Annotated in this window: 15 protein-coding genes and 2 riboswitches; of the genes, 12 read left to right on the top strand and 3 right to left on the bottom strand. The window is 52.4% G+C overall.

Annotation, left to right across the window (positions count from 1 at the left end):
• Positions 1–132 precede the first annotated feature (132 nt).
• The 6 genes from proB to BN1247_RS11785 all read left to right on the top strand — a co-directional run bounded on the left by proB (position 133) and on the right by BN1247_RS11785 (position 7,183).
• Complete coding sequence (gene proB, locus BN1247_RS11810; protein WP_054950567.1) at positions 133–1,290, top strand: glutamate 5-kinase; 1,158 nt, start codon at positions 133–135, stop codon at positions 1,288–1,290.
• Positions 1,291–2,562 (top strand): glutamate-5-semialdehyde dehydrogenase, encoded by a 1,272-nt coding sequence (locus BN1247_RS11805; RefSeq protein ID WP_054950566.1) that lies wholly within the window; start codon positions 1,291–1,293, stop codon positions 2,560–2,562.
• Positions 2,556–3,410, top strand: a complete 855-nt coding sequence (proC, locus tag BN1247_RS11800) for a pyrroline-5-carboxylate reductase (RefSeq protein ID WP_315969609.1) — start codon at positions 2,556–2,558, stop codon at positions 3,408–3,410. The genes BN1247_RS11805 and proC overlap by 7 nt, the downstream gene beginning before the upstream one ends.
• Before the next feature lie 215 nt (positions 3,411–3,625).
• Positions 3,626–4,237 carry a signal peptidase I gene (gene lepB, locus BN1247_RS11795; RefSeq protein WP_054950565.1) on the top strand — a complete coding sequence of 204 codons (612 nt, stop codon included), beginning with the start codon at positions 3,626–3,628 and terminating at the stop codon, positions 4,235–4,237.
• 317 nt (positions 4,238–4,554) lie between these two features.
• Complete coding sequence (gene codY, locus BN1247_RS11790) at positions 4,555–5,331, top strand: GTP-sensing pleiotropic transcriptional regulator CodY (protein WP_054950564.1); 777 nt, start codon at positions 4,555–4,557, stop codon at positions 5,329–5,331.
• Positions 5,332–5,587: 256 nt separating this feature from the next.
• A complete protein-coding gene (locus BN1247_RS11785) occupies positions 5,588–7,183 on the top strand; it encodes an anti sigma factor C-terminal domain-containing protein (RefSeq protein WP_082415920.1) in 1,596 nt (531 codons plus the stop codon).
• Positions 7,184–7,190: 7 nt separating this feature from the next.
• On the opposite strand, the gene BN1247_RS11780 is transcribed toward BN1247_RS11785, so the two are convergent.
• The 3 genes from BN1247_RS11780 to BN1247_RS11770 all read right to left on the bottom strand — a co-directional run bounded on the left by BN1247_RS11780 (position 7,191) and on the right by BN1247_RS11770 (position 11,015).
• Complete coding sequence (locus BN1247_RS11780; protein WP_054950562.1) at positions 7,191–7,970, bottom strand: energy-coupling factor transporter transmembrane component T family protein; 780 nt, start codon at positions 7,968–7,970, stop codon at positions 7,191–7,193.
• Positions 7,971–8,019: 49 nt separating this feature from the next.
• Positions 8,020–9,645, bottom strand: a complete 1,626-nt coding sequence (locus BN1247_RS11775) for an ABC transporter ATP-binding protein (protein WP_054950561.1) — start codon at positions 9,643–9,645, stop codon at positions 8,020–8,022.
• A gap of 102 nt (positions 9,646–9,747) precedes the next feature.
• A riboswitch (TPP riboswitch) is annotated at positions 9,748–9,851 on the bottom strand.
• 117 nt (positions 9,852–9,968) lie between these two features.
• A complete protein-coding gene (locus tag BN1247_RS11770; protein ID WP_054950560.1) occupies positions 9,969–11,015 on the bottom strand; it encodes an FUSC family protein in 1,047 nt (348 codons plus the stop codon).
• A gap of 247 nt (positions 11,016–11,262) precedes the next feature.
• On the opposite strand from BN1247_RS11770, the gene BN1247_RS11765 reads away from it, so the two are divergent.
• From BN1247_RS11765 to BN1247_RS11740, 6 genes are all read left to right on the top strand, one after another.
• Positions 11,263–11,979 (top strand): SDR family oxidoreductase, encoded by a 717-nt coding sequence (locus BN1247_RS11765; RefSeq protein ID WP_054950559.1) that lies wholly within the window; start codon positions 11,263–11,265, stop codon positions 11,977–11,979.
• A gap of 242 nt (positions 11,980–12,221) precedes the next feature.
• On the top strand, positions 12,222–13,310 hold the full coding sequence (locus BN1247_RS11760) for a M42 family metallopeptidase (RefSeq protein WP_147675242.1): 1,089 nt from the start codon (positions 12,222–12,224) through the stop codon (positions 13,308–13,310).
• 71 nt (positions 13,311–13,381) lie between these two features.
• Positions 13,382–13,537: riboswitch (FMN riboswitch) on the top strand.
• Positions 13,538–13,999: 462 nt separating this feature from the next.
• Entirely contained in the window at positions 14,000–14,554 is a 555-nt protein-coding gene (locus BN1247_RS11755; protein WP_331458302.1) for an ECF transporter S component, read from the top strand.
• Between the two features lie 269 nt (positions 14,555–14,823).
• The gene (locus BN1247_RS11750; RefSeq protein WP_054950556.1) at positions 14,824–15,300 is read left to right on the top strand and encodes a PH domain-containing protein; all 477 of its coding nucleotides are present in this window, start codon (positions 14,824–14,826) and stop codon (positions 15,298–15,300) included.
• Positions 15,293–16,969 (top strand): PH domain-containing protein, encoded by a 1,677-nt coding sequence (locus BN1247_RS11745; protein ID WP_054950555.1) that lies wholly within the window; start codon positions 15,293–15,295, stop codon positions 16,967–16,969. Before BN1247_RS11750 ends, BN1247_RS11745 begins: the two co-directional genes overlap by 8 nt.
• A gap of 479 nt (positions 16,970–17,448) precedes the next feature.
• Positions 17,449–19,491, top strand: coding sequence for an ATP-dependent DNA helicase (locus tag BN1247_RS11740; RefSeq protein ID WP_082415918.1), 2,043 nt, complete (start codon positions 17,449–17,451; stop codon positions 19,489–19,491).
• The last annotated feature ends 97 nt before the right edge of the window (positions 19,492–19,588 follow it).

The raw sequence follows: 19,588 nt of genomic DNA, 5'->3' as shown, positions 1-19,588 counted from the left end.
GTCGCTGTTTATAAAGGTGGTACCGCGGAAGTAACTCTTTCGTCCTTTAGAGGATCGAAGGAGTTTTTTTGTTATATAGATGGATGACTGAATAGTGCTGTTTTTCGCTTGTTTCCTTAGGGGGGATTGGTTGTGGACGAAGGGATTGCGGTTGTAAAAATTGGAAGTTCATCGCTTGCGACAGCTGACGGTGAATTATCGCTGCCTAAAATGCGACGCATCGTGCGACAAATTGCTTACATGCGACGCCGCGGGATGCGGGTCGTCGTCATCTCTTCCGGTGCAGTCGCCTGCGGTTACCGCCTGCTCGGTTTGAATACTCGTCCGCAGTCGGTGAAAGAAAAACAAGCGGCGGCCGCGGTCGGGCAAGGCATTTTAATCGAGCACTACCGACAGTCGTTCAACGACTACGGAGTCGAAGTGGCGCAAGTGCTGTTGACGCGCAGCGACTTTTCCGACCGCGAGCGGTGTGGGAATGCCTTTCATACGATCAACTTATTGCTTACGCGCGGCATCGTCCCAATTATTAATGAGAACGATTCGGTGTCGACAGCGGAAATCCGTTGGGGAGATAACGATTTTTTGGCGGCGCAAACGGCCGGTTTTTTGCAGGCGTGCTGGTTAATACTCGCGACGACGGCGGACGGGTTGTACACGAAAGATCCGGTACGCGATGCGGAAGCGAAGCCGATCCCTTATTTAGACACAGTGAGCGATTCGCTGTTGGCCAGCTTAGGGTCGACGCGCAGTAAGTACGGCACGGGGGGGATGCGCTCGAAGCTTCAGGCGGCGCGGTATGCATCCTCGCTCGGGGTCAAGGTGTACATTGGGCGCGCAGGTGCAGCGGAAACGTGGTTAGCGGATGTCGTCGCCGGGGACGGGACGGGAACGTACGTCGGTGCGGACATCGACCCGGACGAAAGCTCGCACGCGCCGACTCCCGGGCGAAAACGGCAGTGGATTGCCTACCTCTCGCAAGTAAAAGGGCGTCTCGTCGTCGATGCGGGAGCAGCGTACGTCTTGAAACGTGGTCACGCCAGTTTGTTGCCGTGTGGCGTCGTGCGCGTCGAAGGTGAGTTTCGTGCGGGCGACGTCGTCGAAGTGGCGGGGGAATGCGGCGAGCCGTTCGGGAGGGGTGTCGTCAATTATGCGGCATCCGTCCTCCGTCAAGTAAAAGGTCTTCAGACGCAAGAAATCGTTCGGCGTTTGCCAGAACAAGCAGCCGAAGTCATTCACCGCGACAATTGGGTACACGTGCTAAAAATGCGCCCAGCAAAGGAGAGAGTGTAGATGAGCGATGTACGAACGAAGGCCACCTTGTGTAAACAGCAAACAACTTATTTGGCGGCCGTTCCAGAGGAGCAAAAAAACGAGGCGCTCAAGCAAGTGGCGGGCGCGCTAGAGGAGCAAAAAGGACACATACTCGCGGCAAACGAGGAAGATGTGCAAGAGGGGCGCGCAGGTGGGGTGTCCGCTGCGTTGCTCGATCGACTGACGCTCACCGAGGCGCGCCTAAACGAGATGGCCGCCGGGCTCATGTCTTTGCGCGAACTGCCAGATCCCATCGGCGCAGCAATCGACGGCTGGCAGCTGGAGAACGGCTTGCGCGTGGAAAAAGTGCGCGTACCGCTCGGGGTGATCGGCATGATTTACGAGGCCCGCCCGAATGTGACGATTGACGCTTTCGGGTTAGGACTAAAAACGGGAAACGCGATGCTACTGCGCGGCAGTTCATCCGCGATACAGTCGAACAAAGCGCTACTCGCCGCTATTCACACCGGCTTACGGCGAGCGGATCTGGCGGAGGAATGCATCCAACTCGTGGAAGATACGGCGCGCGAAGCGGTGGCGGAAATGCTGACGCTTAGCGAGTTAATCGATGTGATCGTTCCCCGTGGCAGTGCGGCGTTTATTCAGCGCGTGATCGCTGAATCGCGTGTCCCAGTGCTGGAAACGGGGGCAGGTGTCTGCCACACGTACATCGACCGCGCGGCGGACGCGGCGATGGCGGAACAGATCGTCCTCAACGCAAAAACGGACCGCCCAGGCGTCTGCAATGCGCTGGAGACGCTGCTCGTACACGAGGGGTGGGCAGAGGTCGACGATCGCTTAACGACATTGTTGTCTACCCTCGCGAGCCGTGGCGTCATCGTAAGGGGGTGTGCGCGCACCCGCGCCTTCGCCCCGAACGTGTCAGCAGCTGAGGCGGCAGATTGGGATCGCGAGTACTTAGATCACATCCTTGCAGTGAAAATTGTAGCGGACCTCGACGAAGCGATTAGTCACATTGACAAACACGGCACGAAGCATTCGGAGTGTATTGTCACTGACGATATAGAGACGGCGGAATCGTTCTTGCGGCGAGTCGACGCCGCATGCGTGTACCACAATGCGTCGACGCGCTTTACCGACGGCTTTCAGTTCGGTTTCGGCGCCGAGATGGGGATTAGCACGCAAAAACTACACGCGCGCGGTCCGATGGGGCTGAAGGAGTTGACATCGTACAAGTACGTGTTGCGCGGCACGGGACAAATACGCGGAGGAGGTGTGACATCGTGTTAAGTGAATCGATTTGCTTTATCGGTGCGGGGGCGATGGCGGAAGCGATCATCGGCGGACTGTTAGAAAAAAAGTTGACGCGGCCAGATAGCATTTTTGTCCTCAACAAGGCGGATGATATGCGGCTTAAAACATTAAAGCAGCGCTATGGCATCGTCTGTCCCGAGCCCGAGCGTAAAGCAGATGCGCTCCGCGGCGCGCAAATCGTCGTGCTCGCAGTGAAACCAAAAGACGTCGCGGAAGCGATGACGGCGTGGGGGAGCAGCTTGCGCTCTGGACAACACGTGTTGCTCTCCGTCGTCGCCGGTGTATCCACCCACCATTTAGAAGGATTTGTCCGAGCAGAAATTCCAATCGTTCGCGCGATGCCGAACACGTCGTGCACGGTCGGCCGTTCCGCGACCGGGCTCGCGGCAGGCCGGTGGGCTAGGCCCGCACATGTCAAACTCGCTGAGCAGCTGTTTCAGTCGGTCGGCACTGTCGTCACGTTAGACGAGGAGCAATTGGACGCTGTCACCGGATTGTCCGGGAGTGGTCCGGCTTACGTGTACTATCTCGTCGAGGCGATGGAACAAGCTGGCATCGACGCCGGACTGCGGCCGGAAACGGCGCGCCAGCTAACCGTACAAACGTTGATCGGCGCTGCCGAAATGTTGGCGCGGACAAACGAGGAGCCAGCGCTATTGCGCGAAAAAATTACGTCGCCGGGCGGCACGACTTTTGCCGGGTTGGAAGTGTTGCGGGCACACGATTTTTCCCACGCCGTACATGCGGCAGTCCTGTCGGCACGCGACCGGGCAAAACAACTAGGGGAACAACTCGCCCCTGTGGGTGGCATCCTGCACAAGTAGTGTTACAGTAGCAGCAACTAAAAACAGTGACTGAACGACAGGTACTTACTCTACAGCATGTCTTGCGCTGGTGGGGTAAGTACCTTTTTATTTGTTTTCCATTGTTTTAGTAGCAGTTGGGATTTTTTTTTAAACCTCGCGAGCAAAGATTATAAAATCTCGTCAGTTGGAAAAAATTGAAGATAACTGCACATTACAACAATGGAGTGAATCAGGTGACTAAAGTCAATCAAGAGCTACCCGAACTGGACACGTTAACTAATCGTACGCCCGTCGAGCCGGGGCGGAAACGCGCACTGAAGTGGTTATCGGAGGTGAAGCTACGGCGCTGGACGGCCGCCTGTGCTGCGGTCGTCCTCTTAACGTTCACCGTACACCATTACGGTTTTTCACTATCTGTCGTCAATGGGACGTCGATGGCTCCGACGTTGCAGGACGGTGACACGTTGTTCATCAACAAATTTTATTTTGTCGTGACCGAGCCAAAGAGAGGGGACGTCATTACGTTTGCCGATCCCCATCGCCAGGGGAGATATTTAGTGAAGCGAGTCGTCGGCATTTCGGGAGATGTCGTGGAAATACGAGGCGCTACGCTGTACGTCAACGGCAAAAGCGTTAAGGAGGCGTACATCGATGTACCGATCGAAGACGGGAATTACGGTCCAGTCGCCGTTAAGGAAAAAACAGTGTTCGTAATGGGCGACAACCGGCACAAGTCCGCCAGTCGCGACAGCCGTTACGATAGCGTCGGCCTCGTACCCTTTCACTTATTGGAAGGGAAAGTGGAGTGGATTTTGTGGCGACCATCGCTAATGGCGCATCTATAAAAATGTCACGAAATCGTCACGGAGTTTTCTTTTGGGAAAGTTTAGACTTAGACTTCTAATTATGCTATAATTAGTTGTCGAAAACGCACTTGCAGGTCAGTAGTCGCATTAATACCCAATTAGAACGTTGGCGTAAGCTCATTTTCGCCCTGTTAAGCGCGAACAGTCACAGTTTCTCGCGTTAAGGTTTAAAAGGATGAGCGAGTGTCAATAAAGTTGATAAGTGTTCAAAGATTGGGTAACAAATGGACAAACTTTCTGTTATAATAAGAGAGAAGTCACAAATTGTCGAACATTGTAGGAGGAAGGAACAACAAATGACTCTGTTGGAGAAAACACGTCGCATCAATAAGCTATTACAAAAAAACGTCAGCTATCAAGTGAACTTTGACGACATTGCCGGGGTACTGAAGGATGTCATCGGGGCGAACGTTTACGTTGTCGGTCCGGAAGGTAAACTGCTCGGTGTCGCCATCGATCACGAAATTGCTAGCGAACGCATGCAAGAATATTTGAGTGAAAAGCAGTTCCCAGCGGAATACGTCGAGCGGTTGATGGAAGTTGAACGGACATCCCCGAACATTAGTGTCGACGACCCGCTCACCGCTTACCCGACGGAGTTAGGCGATATGTTTAAAGAAGGCTACACGACATTAGTGCCGATCCTCGGCGGCGGCGACCATTTAGGAACGCTTTTACTCTCTCGCTTGGAAGAGAAATTTGTCGACGAAGACCTCATTCTCGCCGAGTACGGTTCTACGGTCGTCGGGTTGGAAATGTTACGCGAGCGCTCAGGCAAAATTGAAGAAGAAGCCCGCAGTAAGGCAGTGGTACAAATGGCGATTAACTCACTGTCCTTCAGTGAATCAGAAGCTGTTGACCACATCTTTGACGAGTTAGACGGCTTAGAAGGGTTGCTCGTGGCAAGTAAAATTGCTGACCGCGTTGGGATTACCCGCTCCGTCATCGTTAATGCACTGCGCAAATTAGAAAGTGCGGGCGTCATCGAATCGCGTTCGCTCGGTATGAAGGGGACGTACATTAAGATCTTGAACCCGAACCTCGTACCTGCGCTGCGCAAATCTCGCATGTAATGGCAACATCTAACGCAAACATCTAACGCGAATACAACATTTGCCGTACACTAACTTCACACTGCCTTCGTACGAAGGCAGTCATGCGATCACTGACACTGCACATACGGTAAATGACTAAGGTTCCGCCCTTTGCCATCGACGCAAAGAGGCGGAACCTTTTGCTTATACGCGCCATTTTTCCCATACGGGAAAAATGGTTTTTTTTATGCGACGTGCATACCGTGCGAACGAGCTTTCATATAGATGTAGATAGATGTTTACGGTAAGGCTGTACGTGGCTGTACGAAATGAAACGGGGATTGTTAAGGGAGCGACAGCAATGGCGGCACAGTTATCTTGTTTCGCGTGTCGGGTGTATATCCCGCATTTCTTACAAGGAAATTTAAAGAGTTCCCAGCGGCGACAAGTCATCGCTCATTTGCGCCAATGCGACGATTGTTTGCGCATGGCTGAGGAAGAGAAGTACGTTGGACGTACGCCTTCGAGTCTGTATGCCACGGATAATTTTGTTACTTACGCTGAAACGCCGTACGACAGTCGCGTGTACGATCTCGAACCGTCACATACAACGGATCCGTCGCGGTCAGTATTTCGCGTAAATCAATGCGAGACAAACGCTGCCGACACACCGTCAGATACGGATCTCGAAGAACCGTACACCACTCACTCGTCGGCATACGGGGAAGATCGTTATGCGCCGTCCACTGACCCACTCGCCAGCTATGTATACTCGCGTAAACCAGATGCGGTGCACGAAACGTTTGGACTAGAAGGCGGGGCGCCGAATATGCAGGACGACGTGTCGTCTATACAGGATGACATGCGGTATATGCAAGGAGACGTGCGGTTTACGCAGGGGAACGTGTCGTCTGTGCAGGGTAACGTGCCGTCGTATGTAGACGATGCACCCCTTCCACCTGCAGAAGTTGCACCGTACCCTTCCTTCGGCCGTACAGGTCATTCCGCTGTAGGAGATGATCTTCCACTTCCATACATCCGGAGGCAGCAAACGGTTGATGCGCAACCGCCGCGGGGGTGGGTCGTTATTAAATGGGGCGTGTGGCTCGTTCTGACGCTGTATGCCGTTTCGTTAACGTGTTTCGGCTATGGTTTATTAACTTTCGGAAGTACGGAGGAACGGTTATACGCATGGGCCGAACTAAGCTTTCCACTAGGAAAAATCGGTCACAAAGAGAGTGACTGGACGCGTTGGTTCCCGTTGTATGGGCGGGAAATTAGTTATCCGCTGCACGCGGGTGTCGCTGCGGAGAGGCGGCGCATTGGAACCGTTACACTGAAGCAGCAGTTGTGGTGGCAAGAAGTCGATGTCCGCTTGGATCAAACCGACACGTTATTGCGGTCATCGTTTAAGTTGCCGACAGAAGAAAAAGTGAATAATAACGCTGAGGATACTTGGAACGTCCTCACACAACTACCACCTGCAGCGACTGTGCAGTTGAATTTTTCGACCAACAGTTATGTGACGCCGCAGGCGCTCAGAAAAATGTTAGCACCGTACGACCTGAAGTTACTTTGGATCCCCGTTTACAGCGGTGAAAAAGCGGCTGAGGCCACGCAAGCGTATCCACTCGGGCTCATGTTATGGCAGGACTCATCGGGAGTCGTCTCTCTCGCGAACAGCGAGGCGCGATTGCGCGAACATCTCGAGACAGTTACCGCGCACCCGTTGCGGACGGGCGAACAGGCGCTTTGGAATCGCCGCAAGAGCTATATTAGTGCGCACGGCATTAAGACTTACGGCGCCACCGTGCAGGGGACGCCGCAAGCACTCCTCCAGTTACAAGAAGTATTAGAGCTGCGGGCACCGACGATCGTCAGTATCGATTAAAAGAGTGTCAAAACATCATCCCCCAGCGCACATAGCCGAGCGCCGACGAGAAGGCGATGAGGAGTCCGTGTAAAACGGCGAGCACCAAAAAATAATATATATCCCGCTTCCCCCAGCCGACCGCCCGGTAAAACGTACGATTCCAAGAGCCGTCAAAACCGCGCGCTTCTAGAGCGATTGCGACGCGCTCCGCCTTGCGAATCCCTTGTGCGAGCAATGGCACTGTGTAGCGGAAGGCGGCCTGTACGCGCTCGCGCACCCCTTTTGCGCGGTGCACGCCGCGTACGCGATGCGCGGCGCGAATTTGCTCGTATTCGCTCCAAAATAGTGGGACGAACCGTACGCCGGCGAGCAGTGCGTATGCCCATTTTGGGCGCAAGCGGAATTGTTGCATGAGGCTAATGACGAACGACGTAAAGTCTGTCGTCAAGGTGAATAACAGCCCGTAAAACACAAAGCCGAGCATGCGGAAGCCGATCGTTAACCCGTTCAAAAACCCTTCTTTCGTAAAATTAAACCACGCCCACGAAAACCATACGGTTTCACCGCGCCCGAAAGCGGCTAAGCTCCACACACTGAGAAAAAAGAGGGGGAACAGCGGTAGGCAGTACAGCAGTAATTTGCTACGCGGGACGTCGACAAAAGTAAAAACGGCGAACAGTGGAATCAACATTAACATAAAGGACGTTTGCGGATCCTTAATAACAGACAACAGTAACATGAAGACGAAGTGAACCGACAGTTTTAACGCCGGATTCAATTGCCCGAGGACGCCTTTGTCATTCAATGCCGCTTCCCCCTCGTATGTGATTTTCTTCTCCTCATATTACTTCTCCTCATATTACTCCCACCCTAACTTGTGCCCGGCGGCGCAAATATTGCACATACATCGGTTCATCTAATTTTGCTTCAGTCAACAGTTGGCGGTCGTGAAATAAATCGTCCGGAGTCCCGTCAAAAAGGAGCTTTCCGCGACCGAAAACGACAGCTCGGGTCGCATAGCGGTAGGCGAGTTCCACATCGTGCGTCGCCATGGCGATCGTCGTACCCTGCGCGTGCAATTGTTGTAGCCGCACGAGCAGTTCCGCTGTCGTCGCAGCGTCTTGGCCGAATGTCGGCTCATCGAGCAGAAGTAGTGGATATTGTTTGAGCAGCATACTGGCGACACTTAGCCGTCGCTTTTGCCCGACGGATAGCGTATACGGATTCACCTCTTGCCACGTACTTAAGTGGAAGTCGTCTAACAGCTGCTCCGTCTTAGCGTGCAACTCCCGTGCCGGCCAGTTCTCGACTGTGCCGATGTAGGCAATTTCATCGTAGACGCGGTCGGTGATGAATTGGTGTTCCGGATTTTGAAAGACGAAGCCGATCTGTTGCGACAGCGACTCTGTCTTTTTACTTTTCAGCGGCTCGGGGAACCGGTAGGAAACATTGCCGCTGGAAAGTGGAAGGAGGCCCATTAGTACCTTCAAAAACGTACTTTTCCCGGAGCCGTTCGCCCCGAGTATGGCCACCCAGTCTCCGCGCGCAACGGTTAGGTTGACATCTCGCCACACTGGCGGTCGCTTTTTGCCGTAACGCAGTGTCGCATCCGTCACTTTTACAAGCGGGGAGCGGGTTTGCTGCTCAGTTCCTAACGAGGTTTCAGAAACGGCCTCAGAAGTCCGTTTACGTTGCCGCAGCGGGCGCCAAGCGGCGACTTGCTCAGGGTGTTGGCCACTCGTTACCGCTTCCCACTTAAGGGGCCAAAGGCGCGGGGTCCAAATACCGTATTGCTTTATTTTCGCTTCGTTTCGCTGTAAAACGGCCTGGGGCGTGCCGTCGTCGATCATGTGCCCTTCCGGAGAAAAGAGGACGGTGCGGTCGACCCAATCCATGACCCCGTCCAGTTTATGTTCGATAAGGACGATCGTGTGTTCATTTTTTAGTTCGCGGATACACGAGAGCACTTGTTTCGTCGCAGACGGATCGAGTTGTGCCGTCGGTTCGTCGAGAAAGAGTACTTCCGGCTCCAATGCGAGCACGCAAGCGAGGGCTAACCGCTGTTTTAGCCCGCCGGACAGCGATTGCAGCAGCGTATCGTTTGGATAGTCATCTAAGTGAACGGATCGCTTTGCCCTTTCGATGCGAGCGGGCATTTCCGCGGGCGCGATCCGGCGGTTTTCGAGACTAAAGGCGATTTCGTCGCCGATTTGCAACATGCAAAACTGGCTTTCCGGATCTTGGAACAGCGTACCGACGCGCTCGGGATGCCAGACGTCTCCTTTAGTGAACGCATCGATCGAGCGGGGGATAATGCCTGCTAACGCGTGAAGGAGTGTGCTCTTTCCGCAACCGCTCGGGCCGAGGAAGAGCACCGTTTCTCCTTCGTCAATGGACAAAGTGACCCCGTTTAGGGTGACCTCGTCCCGCCCGTAAAACTGGACGTGTAAGTTTTTACAACCGAGAAAAGGCGTACTCACGATTAAACCCACCTTTTTACATAATAAAAAAGCCTTCCGCATGGAACGGAAGGCACTTCTTTTACCGCGAACAGCAAACAATCTGTGTTGGAAGGCACAGAGATGTATAAGTCGTTACTTCCTCCCGCTGGTATTACCCAGAATCGAGTTCCAAGGGTTAACACGTCACGTGTTTCTCAGCCGCTTAGGCACCCCTAGCAACATTAAATGTAAAGTTTTTTATCGTTTAGGGCGATTCACGCATGATTAGACGTTTATTGAACATCCTTTATTATAGCCGTTTTTGGAGCGAGTGTAAACAGAGGCCTTGTGCCTTAGCGTCCCTAGGCCTTAGGCTGTGACAACTCTTCCTGTTGTGAACGCACGTAATATTCGATCGTACGGTCCAACCGTTCGAGTTGTTGCCAATAATCTTCGAGATGCACGACGACCGGCAATACGCGTAGGAGTAACTGGCGGCTTTCGATCGTGTCCAGTACGTCGGCGAGTGTCAGCACATCTTCCGCTTCCTCAATCTCTTGCTGATGATCGCCGTGGGTACGAATTCTACCTTCGTACTTTAAAAAAACTTTTTCGAGATACGCGGCTAACTTTTGTAGCTCCTCGTTGATTAGAAACCGTGCAACGTCGTGCTGCTCCCATTCGCGTTGATGTTTTTCGACGTATTGTAGTGTGTCGATGCCTTCTTTACATGTCGTTACCATTTGCCGCATCACTAATAGCTTCCGCGTCCGCCGGGAAAAGACTTGCCTTCGGTAACGGTTTTCCTCCCAGAACAACGCGTACAATTGCTCTAGTTCTTCGAAACGCTCCGCCATTTTTTTGATGTCTTCGTGTACTTGACGTCCGGCCCGTTCTGTTTCAGTCAGTAAGCGCAAATGGAGCACGATTTGTTCTTGCAGTGCACCGAGCTCTTTCATGAGACGTTTTTCGTGACGTGGCGGAAAAAAAACGTTGATGAGTATCGACGAAATAACGCCGATAAACAGAAGGAGAAAACGGTCCGCTGCGACTTCCCAAAACGCCTCTGACGGGCTGCCCATAATGGCGAGTACCGTCACCATCGCTAAAGGTATACTTTTATGGAACTTTAATTGGATGTTAATACCGATGGCGATGACGACGCCGAGCGCAATGACGTACGGCTGTGTCCCTAGCAGCATGGCCAAGGCAACACCGATGACGGCACCGACAATGTTTGCCTGAATCTGTTGTAAACTGTTTTGCCAAGAACGGTAAAGTGACGGCTGTACGGTCACGCAGGCGGCTATCCCTGCTAACGTAATCGGCTGCAAACCTAAAAAATGACTAATGTACAGAGCTAGTCCGACAGCGATCCCTGTCTTGAGAATGCGAGCTCCTATTTTCACCGACAACACCTTTTCGCCATTATTTCATTGAACAGTCTAACGTGTTTTGCCTCAAAAGGCAAAGGAAAAAGCGGCAATCCAACGCCATATATATGAACGTGTGGCATCGAATATGAGTGTCGCGTGGGACAATTTCTGGCTAAAAGTGGAAAGCGCAATTTTTCAATGAAATTAACGCTTTTGTTTGCGATTGATTCAAATAATATGCTAAAGTAAACCGAGAGGGATTTGTATAGGGAGTGACGACATGACATTGCAGAACAAGGTGGCAATCGTCACCGGAGCTAGTCGCGGGATCGGCGAAGCAGTCGCTAAAGCTTTCGCCCGTGAAGGGGTCGATTTAGCGCTCATTGCCAGAAACGAGTCGGAGCTACAACAAGTTTCGGCAGACATACGTGAAAAGGGCCGCGATTGCCTCGTTATCCCGACAGATGTAAGAAATGAGGACGAAATTTGTGGCGCTGTCCGCAGGACGCTCGATCATTACGGAAAAATTGACATTTTAGTGAATAACGCCGGCATCGGTCTTTTTAAACCGGTACAAGATACTGCGCTCGACGAGTGGAATTGCGTGCTCGCCACTAACTTGACGGCGCCTTTTCTGTTTTCACGTGAGGTACTGCCGACGATGGTTGAACGGGGACAAGGGCAAATTATCAACATTTCCTCGGACGTAGGCAAACGGACGATACCGAAAGGGGCCGCTTACTGTGCGAGCAAATTCGGCATCCATGCCTTTAGTGGTGCACTGGCAAAAGAAGTGCGTAAGCTCGGCATTAAAGTCGGCGTGATCAGTCCGGGGATGACCGATACATATTTTAATGAGAGCGAGCAAGGCGATCCGGAAAAAAAAGGCTGGTTACTCGCCGAAGATATCGCGGAAGCTGTCGTTTTTATGGCCAGCAGACCGCGTCACGCGCTCATCGATGAATTGGAAATTCATCCGATTATTCAAGAATATTAGGGGTAGCGTCAGAGCTTTTTTTAGTGTGTCTGTTCAAGGTTCATCTAAAGCTCAGTTCATCTAAAGTTCATTTAAAGTTCAATCTACTGATCAGCCGTTCGGCTATAGTTCTTTTACTGCGGGGGTAGTGAAGGGCTATAGCTTTTTTACTTTGCGGAGGCATATGCGCGTTGCATTACCGTCCAGCATAAAGTATCTGCCCATGCCGCATGCTACAGGGGAGAGACAACTAAGGAAAGGTAGTGTGCAGTGTGGACAAAGATTTAGAAGTTCTGAAACAACTTACGGAGGCGGACGGCGCACCCGGTTTCGAGGATGACGTTCGCGCGATTGTGAAGCAGCACATCGAAGGTGTCACGCACGACATTTACACCGACCACCTCGGCAGCATCGTCGGGAAAATCGGCAACCGCGGGCCGAAGGTGATGTTGGCCGGCCATCTGGACGAAGTCGCATTTATGGTAGCAAAAATTACCGACAAAGGCTACTTGCGCCTGCAGCCGCTCGGGGGCTGGTGGGAGCACGTCATGTTGTCACAGCGGGTAAAAATTAAAGGCCGCGAGCGAGACATTATCGGCGTCATCGGTTCTAAACCGCCTCACGTCTTACCCCCAGACGAACGCAAAAGTGTTGTCAAAAAGGAACATATGTTTATCGACATCGGGGTAAGTAGTAGAGCCGAAGCAGAAGCAGCGGGGGTCGAAGTCGGCGACCCGGTCATCCCGATCTGTCCCTTTACGCAAATGGCTAATCCGAAGTTTTTACTAGGAAAGGCGATGGACAACCGTACCGGTTGTTACATGGCGCTGGAGCTGCTTAAACGGTGCAAGGAGCTCGAGCTCCCCAATCAAATTTACTCCGGGGCGACGGTACAAGAAGAAGTCGGACTGCGGGGGGCGACGACACTCGTGCAGACAATCAAACCGGACATCGCCCTCGCGCTCGACGTCGGCGTCGCCGAAGATACGCCGGGTATGGAATCGGAGGAGAAAATTGAATTAGGAAAAGGCCCGTTGATTGCGTTTTACGACGCGACGATGGTGCCGCACCGGGCACTGCGCGACACGATCGTGCGCATCGCCAAAAAAGAGCACATTCCGTATCAAGTAGAATTGATGGGTGGCGGCGGTACCGATGCGGGTAAATTCCACCTATACGGTGAGGGCGTGCCTTCGCTCGTCATCGGCGTCCCAGCAAGATACATTCATAGTCACGGCTCAGTCGTACACCGCGACGATCTCGACAACGGTATTAAACTCGTGCAGGCGTTTTTGCAGCGGTTAGACGATGAGATGCTAAAAGCGATATTAGACAACCGCGTCACTGTTTAACAAGCAGTTAACCGACGCATTGCAACTTTTATTGTTATCCCCTATAATGAGGGCAGGAAATGAATAACGTTTTGATCCTTCGGGGCTGGGTGCAATTCCCGACCGGCGGTGATGGTATGCTGTGCACGTACCGTGCACGATGCGTACCTTAGCCCGTGACCCGCGCAAGCGGTGGACTCGGTGAAACTCCGGGGCCGACAGTATAGTCTGGATGGGAGAAGGATGATAACGCGTACGTCAACGAGTAGTTTGACGAACGTAGGCATGTGCATGCGTGCGAACTGCGTTTAGGCGAGTTTGCCTATGAATTCGCAATGTGTACGAAGTCTTAAACGCACTGTTGTTACCGTGATTCTATCTGCGTTACATGCGCGGCAAGTAAACGGTTGTATAGTGCAACAGTGCGACAGTGCTACAGTGCGTGACACGAAGTGTACACCGACGCGGAGGCGCTCGTCAAGCTTACTAACTTGCTGAGCTTAAGCTGCCTTTAGTTTGCTGTGGCTGCCGCAACGCCTACACAACTACTCTCGTTATCTATTGCCCGAAGGAAGTGGGAGACCACTTTTTTCGGGCATTTTAGATTTGTACGGTTGTCATCAGATACATCATCTTCGAGGTTGTTCAAAGTGTAGAACAGCCAATTAACTAAGGAGTGTGTTGATCTGATGGTGCAATCCTCTTCGCGTTTGGTGAAGTTAGTCCTCATTTCACTGTTGTCTTCCATTGCGTTTATTATGCAGTATTTAGATTTCCCGCTACCGCCGTTTCCACCTTACCTCAAGGTGGACTTTAGCGACGTACCCGCGCTATTCGCCGGGTTTATGTTCGGGCCGTGGATCGGTGTGCTCGTCGAGTTCTTGAAAAATACGTTGCACTTCCTTTTTTCCGGTAGCGAGACAGGTATTCCAATCGGTAATATTTCTAACTTTATCGCCGGCAGTGTGTTCGTCGTCTCTGTCGTCTTGACGGCACGGCGTATGAACGGCATCAAAGGTGTCGTCGCCGGTTTCGTCGTAGGTACGCTGGTCATGGCGGCGCTACTCGCGGTTATGAACTACTACGTGCTCTTCCCCGCTTACGCCTATTTACTCAATATGCCTTTCGAAGCGGATAAATTAGTTGGGATTGTTTTGTACGGGATTACCCCGTTTAACGTGATTAAAGGGCTGCTGATCGCCTTAGTGTTCGTTCCTATTTATATGAGGTTACAACCGCGGCTCCAACGTCGCATAATGGGTTAATCGAATAAATGGTTAAAGGTTAAGTAACTTTTAAGGCGTTATTCTTTCCGAGGCCGGCATATGTCCGGCTTTTTTTCTGTTTGGGTGGTCGATACGCCAACATAAAGAAATTATTAAATGACTGGTGCGATGGGCGTGCGTGTTATACTATAGTGACGATGGATTTGAAGGAGGAAAAGGAATGGCCTTGGCATCTAGGGAAAATAGTGCCATCGATAGACAGTTGAACGCTAATCTTGTTTCCAAAGGGGTAAGAAGGGGAGCTGCTTATGCGTCCTGAACCGAGCGAGCGCATCGACCCCCGCGCCGTGAAAGTATGGCGTATTGCGGGTGGGATCGTTTCCTCCATCCTCGTGCTGGGCGCCCTCATTTTAGTGTATATGGCGTCTTTCCACGGTTGGTGGTGGATTTTTTCTGCCGCTGCCGGTGTATTAGCTATTATTTATACGCTTATTGGGGTTGTAATCGCCCCGACGATTCGCTGGCGGCGATGGCGCTATGAAATTACAGAACGGGAAATTGATTTGCGACACGGCGTCTTTTTTATTAAGCGGACGCTCATACCGATGGTACGCGTGCAGCACGTCGATACGTCGCAAGGACCGCTTATGCGACGTTATGGATTGGCTACTGTGTCCGTTTCTACAGCGGCTGGCGAGCACGAAATTCCGGCATTGACGGTGGAAGCGGCAGACGCCTTGCGCGATCAAATAGCTGAACTTGCGGGAGTGGCTGACGATGTGTGAGCCGCGCCGTCTGCATCCAGCTGGTATCGTCATTCTCATAATCGAGCAAATTCGCTTATGGTTCATTCCAGCGATCTTTGCCTTATCGTGGCTCGGGAAGCGGTTGGTCAATTGGGGTGTTAGTTTGTGGTGGTTAACCGCGATCGGTACCTTTTTAGTCTTGCTCGCGGTTGTCTACGGGTATCTCGCTTGGCGACGGTATACGTATCGCATTGAGGGCGGCGAACTGCGACTCGTGCAAGGTGTGTTGTTCCGCACGCGCAGTTCGATTCCGCTGCAACGCATTCAATCCGTCGATTCTATCCAAGGGGTTGTGCATCGGCTTCTTAGAGTTGTAAAAATACGGGTGGAGACGGCAGGGGGGGCTGGTCCTGAAGCGGAAATTGCCGCCATTTCACGCGCGGAGGCCGATCTCCTGCGGCAAGCGTTAACGGCTAAACGGCGTAGACATCGTGCGGCGGTTGCAGAGGTAGGCAGCGAAGACGGCGAAGGTATCGAAGCTACCGAGCGTGGCGAAGGTGGCGAGGGTAACGAAGGTCACGCGGGTGGCGTGAATGGTGTCGCGCGCGACGATGCATATAAAAGTATAACGAGTGGGAGTGTCACAGACGTCCGTTCAATAGAAAGCACACCTACGTATGAACGCCAAATAACGCGACGGGAACTGTTCCTGCTCGGGGCGACCTCGGGAAGTATCGGCGTCATTTTTTCTTTGATCGGCGGGCTACTTTCTAAAATCGATGACATTTTGCCGAACGTCAACGTATATGACCGCTTTTTCGGCATGTTTAAGGTATTTGGTGACTCTATCACGGTTTTGTTTATCGCGATCCCCGCTGCGCTTCTCATCGCTTGGGGTGTCGCGATCGTTACTATGGCCATAAGATACGGTCAATTCCGTCTACAGAGTACAGGAGAAGGTCTCGTTATCGAACGCGGGTTGCTTGAGCGGCGCCGCTTGACAATTCCGCATAAGCGCATCCAAGCGGTTCGCGTCGTCGAAGGCGTATTACGTCAACCGTTTGGCTATGCGACTGTTCATATTGAGAGTGCTGGCTACGGTTCGGACGACAGTGAATCGACGATATTATTCCCGTTGTTGAAACGAGATGAGGTCGCAGCGTTTTTACGCGAGGTTACCCCTGAATTCGCAGTCGACGGCTTTTATGAACAACATGCACGGCACCGTCTGCCGCGCCGCGCCTTGATGCGTCAGCTCAGAAGATGGTTATTCGTCTCTGTGCTGCCCGCAGGTGTTATGACGTACTTTCTTTTCCCGTGGGGTGCGCTCTCGCTCATCATCATCCCATTCGCGTTGTTGTACGGATGGGCGGTGTTTCGCGACGCTAGTTGGGTCTATTGCGAGGAACGGCTTGTCCTCTGCACGCGGCGGGTCGCGCGCACAATGGCCATTGTCACACACCGCCGCGTGCAATCGGCGCAAATAAGACAATCGTACTTCCAACGGCGGAAGTACCTGGCCACCTTTGAAGTCGATGTCGCCTCCGGGATCGGCAAGAAAACATTTAGCATTGCGGACATTGAAGCCGACGAAGGTGCCATCTTACTCGACTGGGCTAGTCATGAACGTAGGCAAGCGCGTGACGACCGTGAAAGTGATTGCGCCCACGACGTTAACAGTCAAGCCGACCATAGCTTAGGAGGCTAGGCGATAAAAAGAGCCGCCAATCCCCACCCGAAATCTAGGGGAAATGGCGGTTCTTTTTGTTATGACAGGTACTGACTTTGGGCTAATAAGGGGGCGGTAATCGTCGCTTCGGTTAAATGCCGGGGGGTTCCTCTATAGGCTGTTGTGGCGGTCTTACGCCTGGTCGCCGTTTAGCTCGGCGGTAATTGTGCACAGCTTCACCGTACTGTTTCGTCGCGATGAAGAAGAAGAAAAACGAACCGACAACAAAAAAAGTTGCCCCTGTTAGGATTAGATAAATGAAGTAATTAGTTGATCTTCTTCTTTCGACAACCGTTGGCGTGGCATTCGTTTCGGTGGCTTCCTTTTTCGTGCCATGTGTGCTGTCCCCCAATCACCGTTTCTATATCATATGATGAGGCAGCTGTTGAGACTGTACAGGCACGGCCTAAATTGTGAAACAGTGCGTATCGTGATACGATCGTTAGTACTACTACTAGATGATATGGAAAAACGGTGATGGCGTGAAACGACTGGAACAAGTCATACGAAAACTACAGGACATCTATCCCGGTTTTGAAGTGCGCGAGGCACAGCGGCGCATGATGGAGACGATGTACAAAGCGATGATCGGGCAGGAGAAGTGTGCGATCCACGCCCCGACTGGCGTCGGTAAAAGTTTGGGATACCTCATCCCGTACGTCGCAGTGAAATTGCAGCGGCCTAATTTTAAAATGACGGTTAGTACGTATACGATTCACTTACAAGAACAGCTAAAAAAGGAAATCGCCCTGATGCAAAAATTGTATGCATTGCTGCAACCGTCAAGAAGTGAGCAGCGAACGCTAAGCGTCGTCACATGGAAAGGAAAGGCGAACTACTACTGTGAGGCGCGGGCCGATCAGGTGGCGCCCTTCGTGACGGAAGCGAAAGAGAAGGCTCAGTTTACGCGCTTGTGGGAGCGGATGGGGGAGCTGCGTGCAGCTGGGGAAAAGTTAGATCGACAACATGTTGGCTTTCCGATTGCGGACCGCGTGTGGCAAAGGGTTAACGTCGAACATTGCGACAAGCAGGACTGCCAGTTGCGCCGTGGCTGTACGTACTACCAGCATTACGTGAGCGACAAATGGGACCTGCTCATTTTGAACCACGCGCTGTACTTCACGTACCAGTTGTATGTAGAACCGTGGGAAGCCGATTTTTCTGTATTTGACGAGGCGCACCACTTGCCAAAAGTGTTGATCGAGGCGGCGACGTATTCCTTGTCGTACGACCGCATCGTGCGCTGGGTACAACAAGGTGGTCGGCTGGCGCGAATGCACGGTTACGATGGGCGCGAGGCAGAAGAGTGGGAACAGCGTTTTCTCACGCACGAGGCGGTGCTGCGTTTCAAGCGCGGTGAAGGGAGCATTCAAGCGCGCATGCGCGAACAGACGCTCATCTTCAAGTCGTCCGGATTCCGTGAAGCAGTGGGAAATTTAAGTGAGTGGCAAAAAAATATGTACCATAGTTTAACGAAAGATACGCTGCCCGAGTCGCGGGAAGATCTAGAGAAAGACGACGGACGGAAAAAAAACGGCACATATGAAGACGCTGAAACCGAGCGGTTGGCGAAAGAAAAGGATAGCTGGGTGTTGCAACTGCTGGAACTAAAGGAATTTCAAGGCTTATTGAATCATCCAGCGAGCTTGCTGTGGGCGGAGCAAACGGGGCAGCAAACGCTCCTCTTCCACGTGAGTCCGCAAAGTATGAGTTATTTTACCGAGCCACTGTTCGTGGAAGGGGTCAGTTTTACGTCGGGCACATTAGGACAAGACGGTTCGTGTCAAGCGTTTGCCGAAGCACTGCGCGTGCCCCTCGACCGGGACGAGGTGTTGCCGACGCCCTTTCCGTTAGCGGAGCGCACACGTGTATACGTCTCTTCGCGCGTACATCCGAAAGCGCCGACGTACCGGGAAGACTTAGCGGCAGAAATTATGGGGTTGTTGCGAGCAGGAGAATTAAAGACGTTCGTCCTCTTTTCTTCCATTCAACTGATGCACGACCAGTACGAGCGGCTACGGCGTGACATCGAAGCGTTGCCGTCCGAGTTACCGATTCGCGTCTGGCTACAAGACAGGTACAACAAAGAAGAAGTGATTGCCTCGTTCGCTAACCGGGAAGAAAAAAGTGTCCTCTTCGGCTCACTGTCGTTTTTTGAAGGAGTCGACTTACGCGGGGACAGTTTGACGCAAGTCATTCTGACGCGACTGCCGTACGCCTACTTTCGTCATCCGATCCAGCGCATCTTAAACCGGAACGGCAACTACTCGGAATGGGAAGCGGTGCTGCGCTTCGAGCAGGCGTATGGCCGCCTCATGCGGCGAATGGACGATTACGGCACCTTTGCCATTTTGGATCAGCGCTACCGCCGCCATCCGGCCTTCGGGCGCTTGTTCGCGGCTGAAGGGGTTAAGATCGTGTCCTCGACCGCGGAAATTGCCGCATTTTACGAAGAAATTGCGAGGGCGCGAGCAAGACAGAAACGGGCGGCCGATTCCTAGTATTGGCCGCCTTCGCTAAAAAAACGTTCAGCCTATGTTTCTATTATGTTAACTTTACTCATTCTTGTTGACAACGCTTTCCAATGTTGCTTGAATA

This window comes from Numidum massiliense, from assembly GCF_001375555.1.
Classification (GTDB): domain Bacteria; phylum Bacillota; class Bacilli; order Thermoactinomycetales; family Novibacillaceae; genus Numidum; species Numidum massiliense.
The sequence above is the reverse complement of the archived record's forward strand: the minus strand, read 5'-3'. Positions and strand labels throughout refer to the sequence as shown.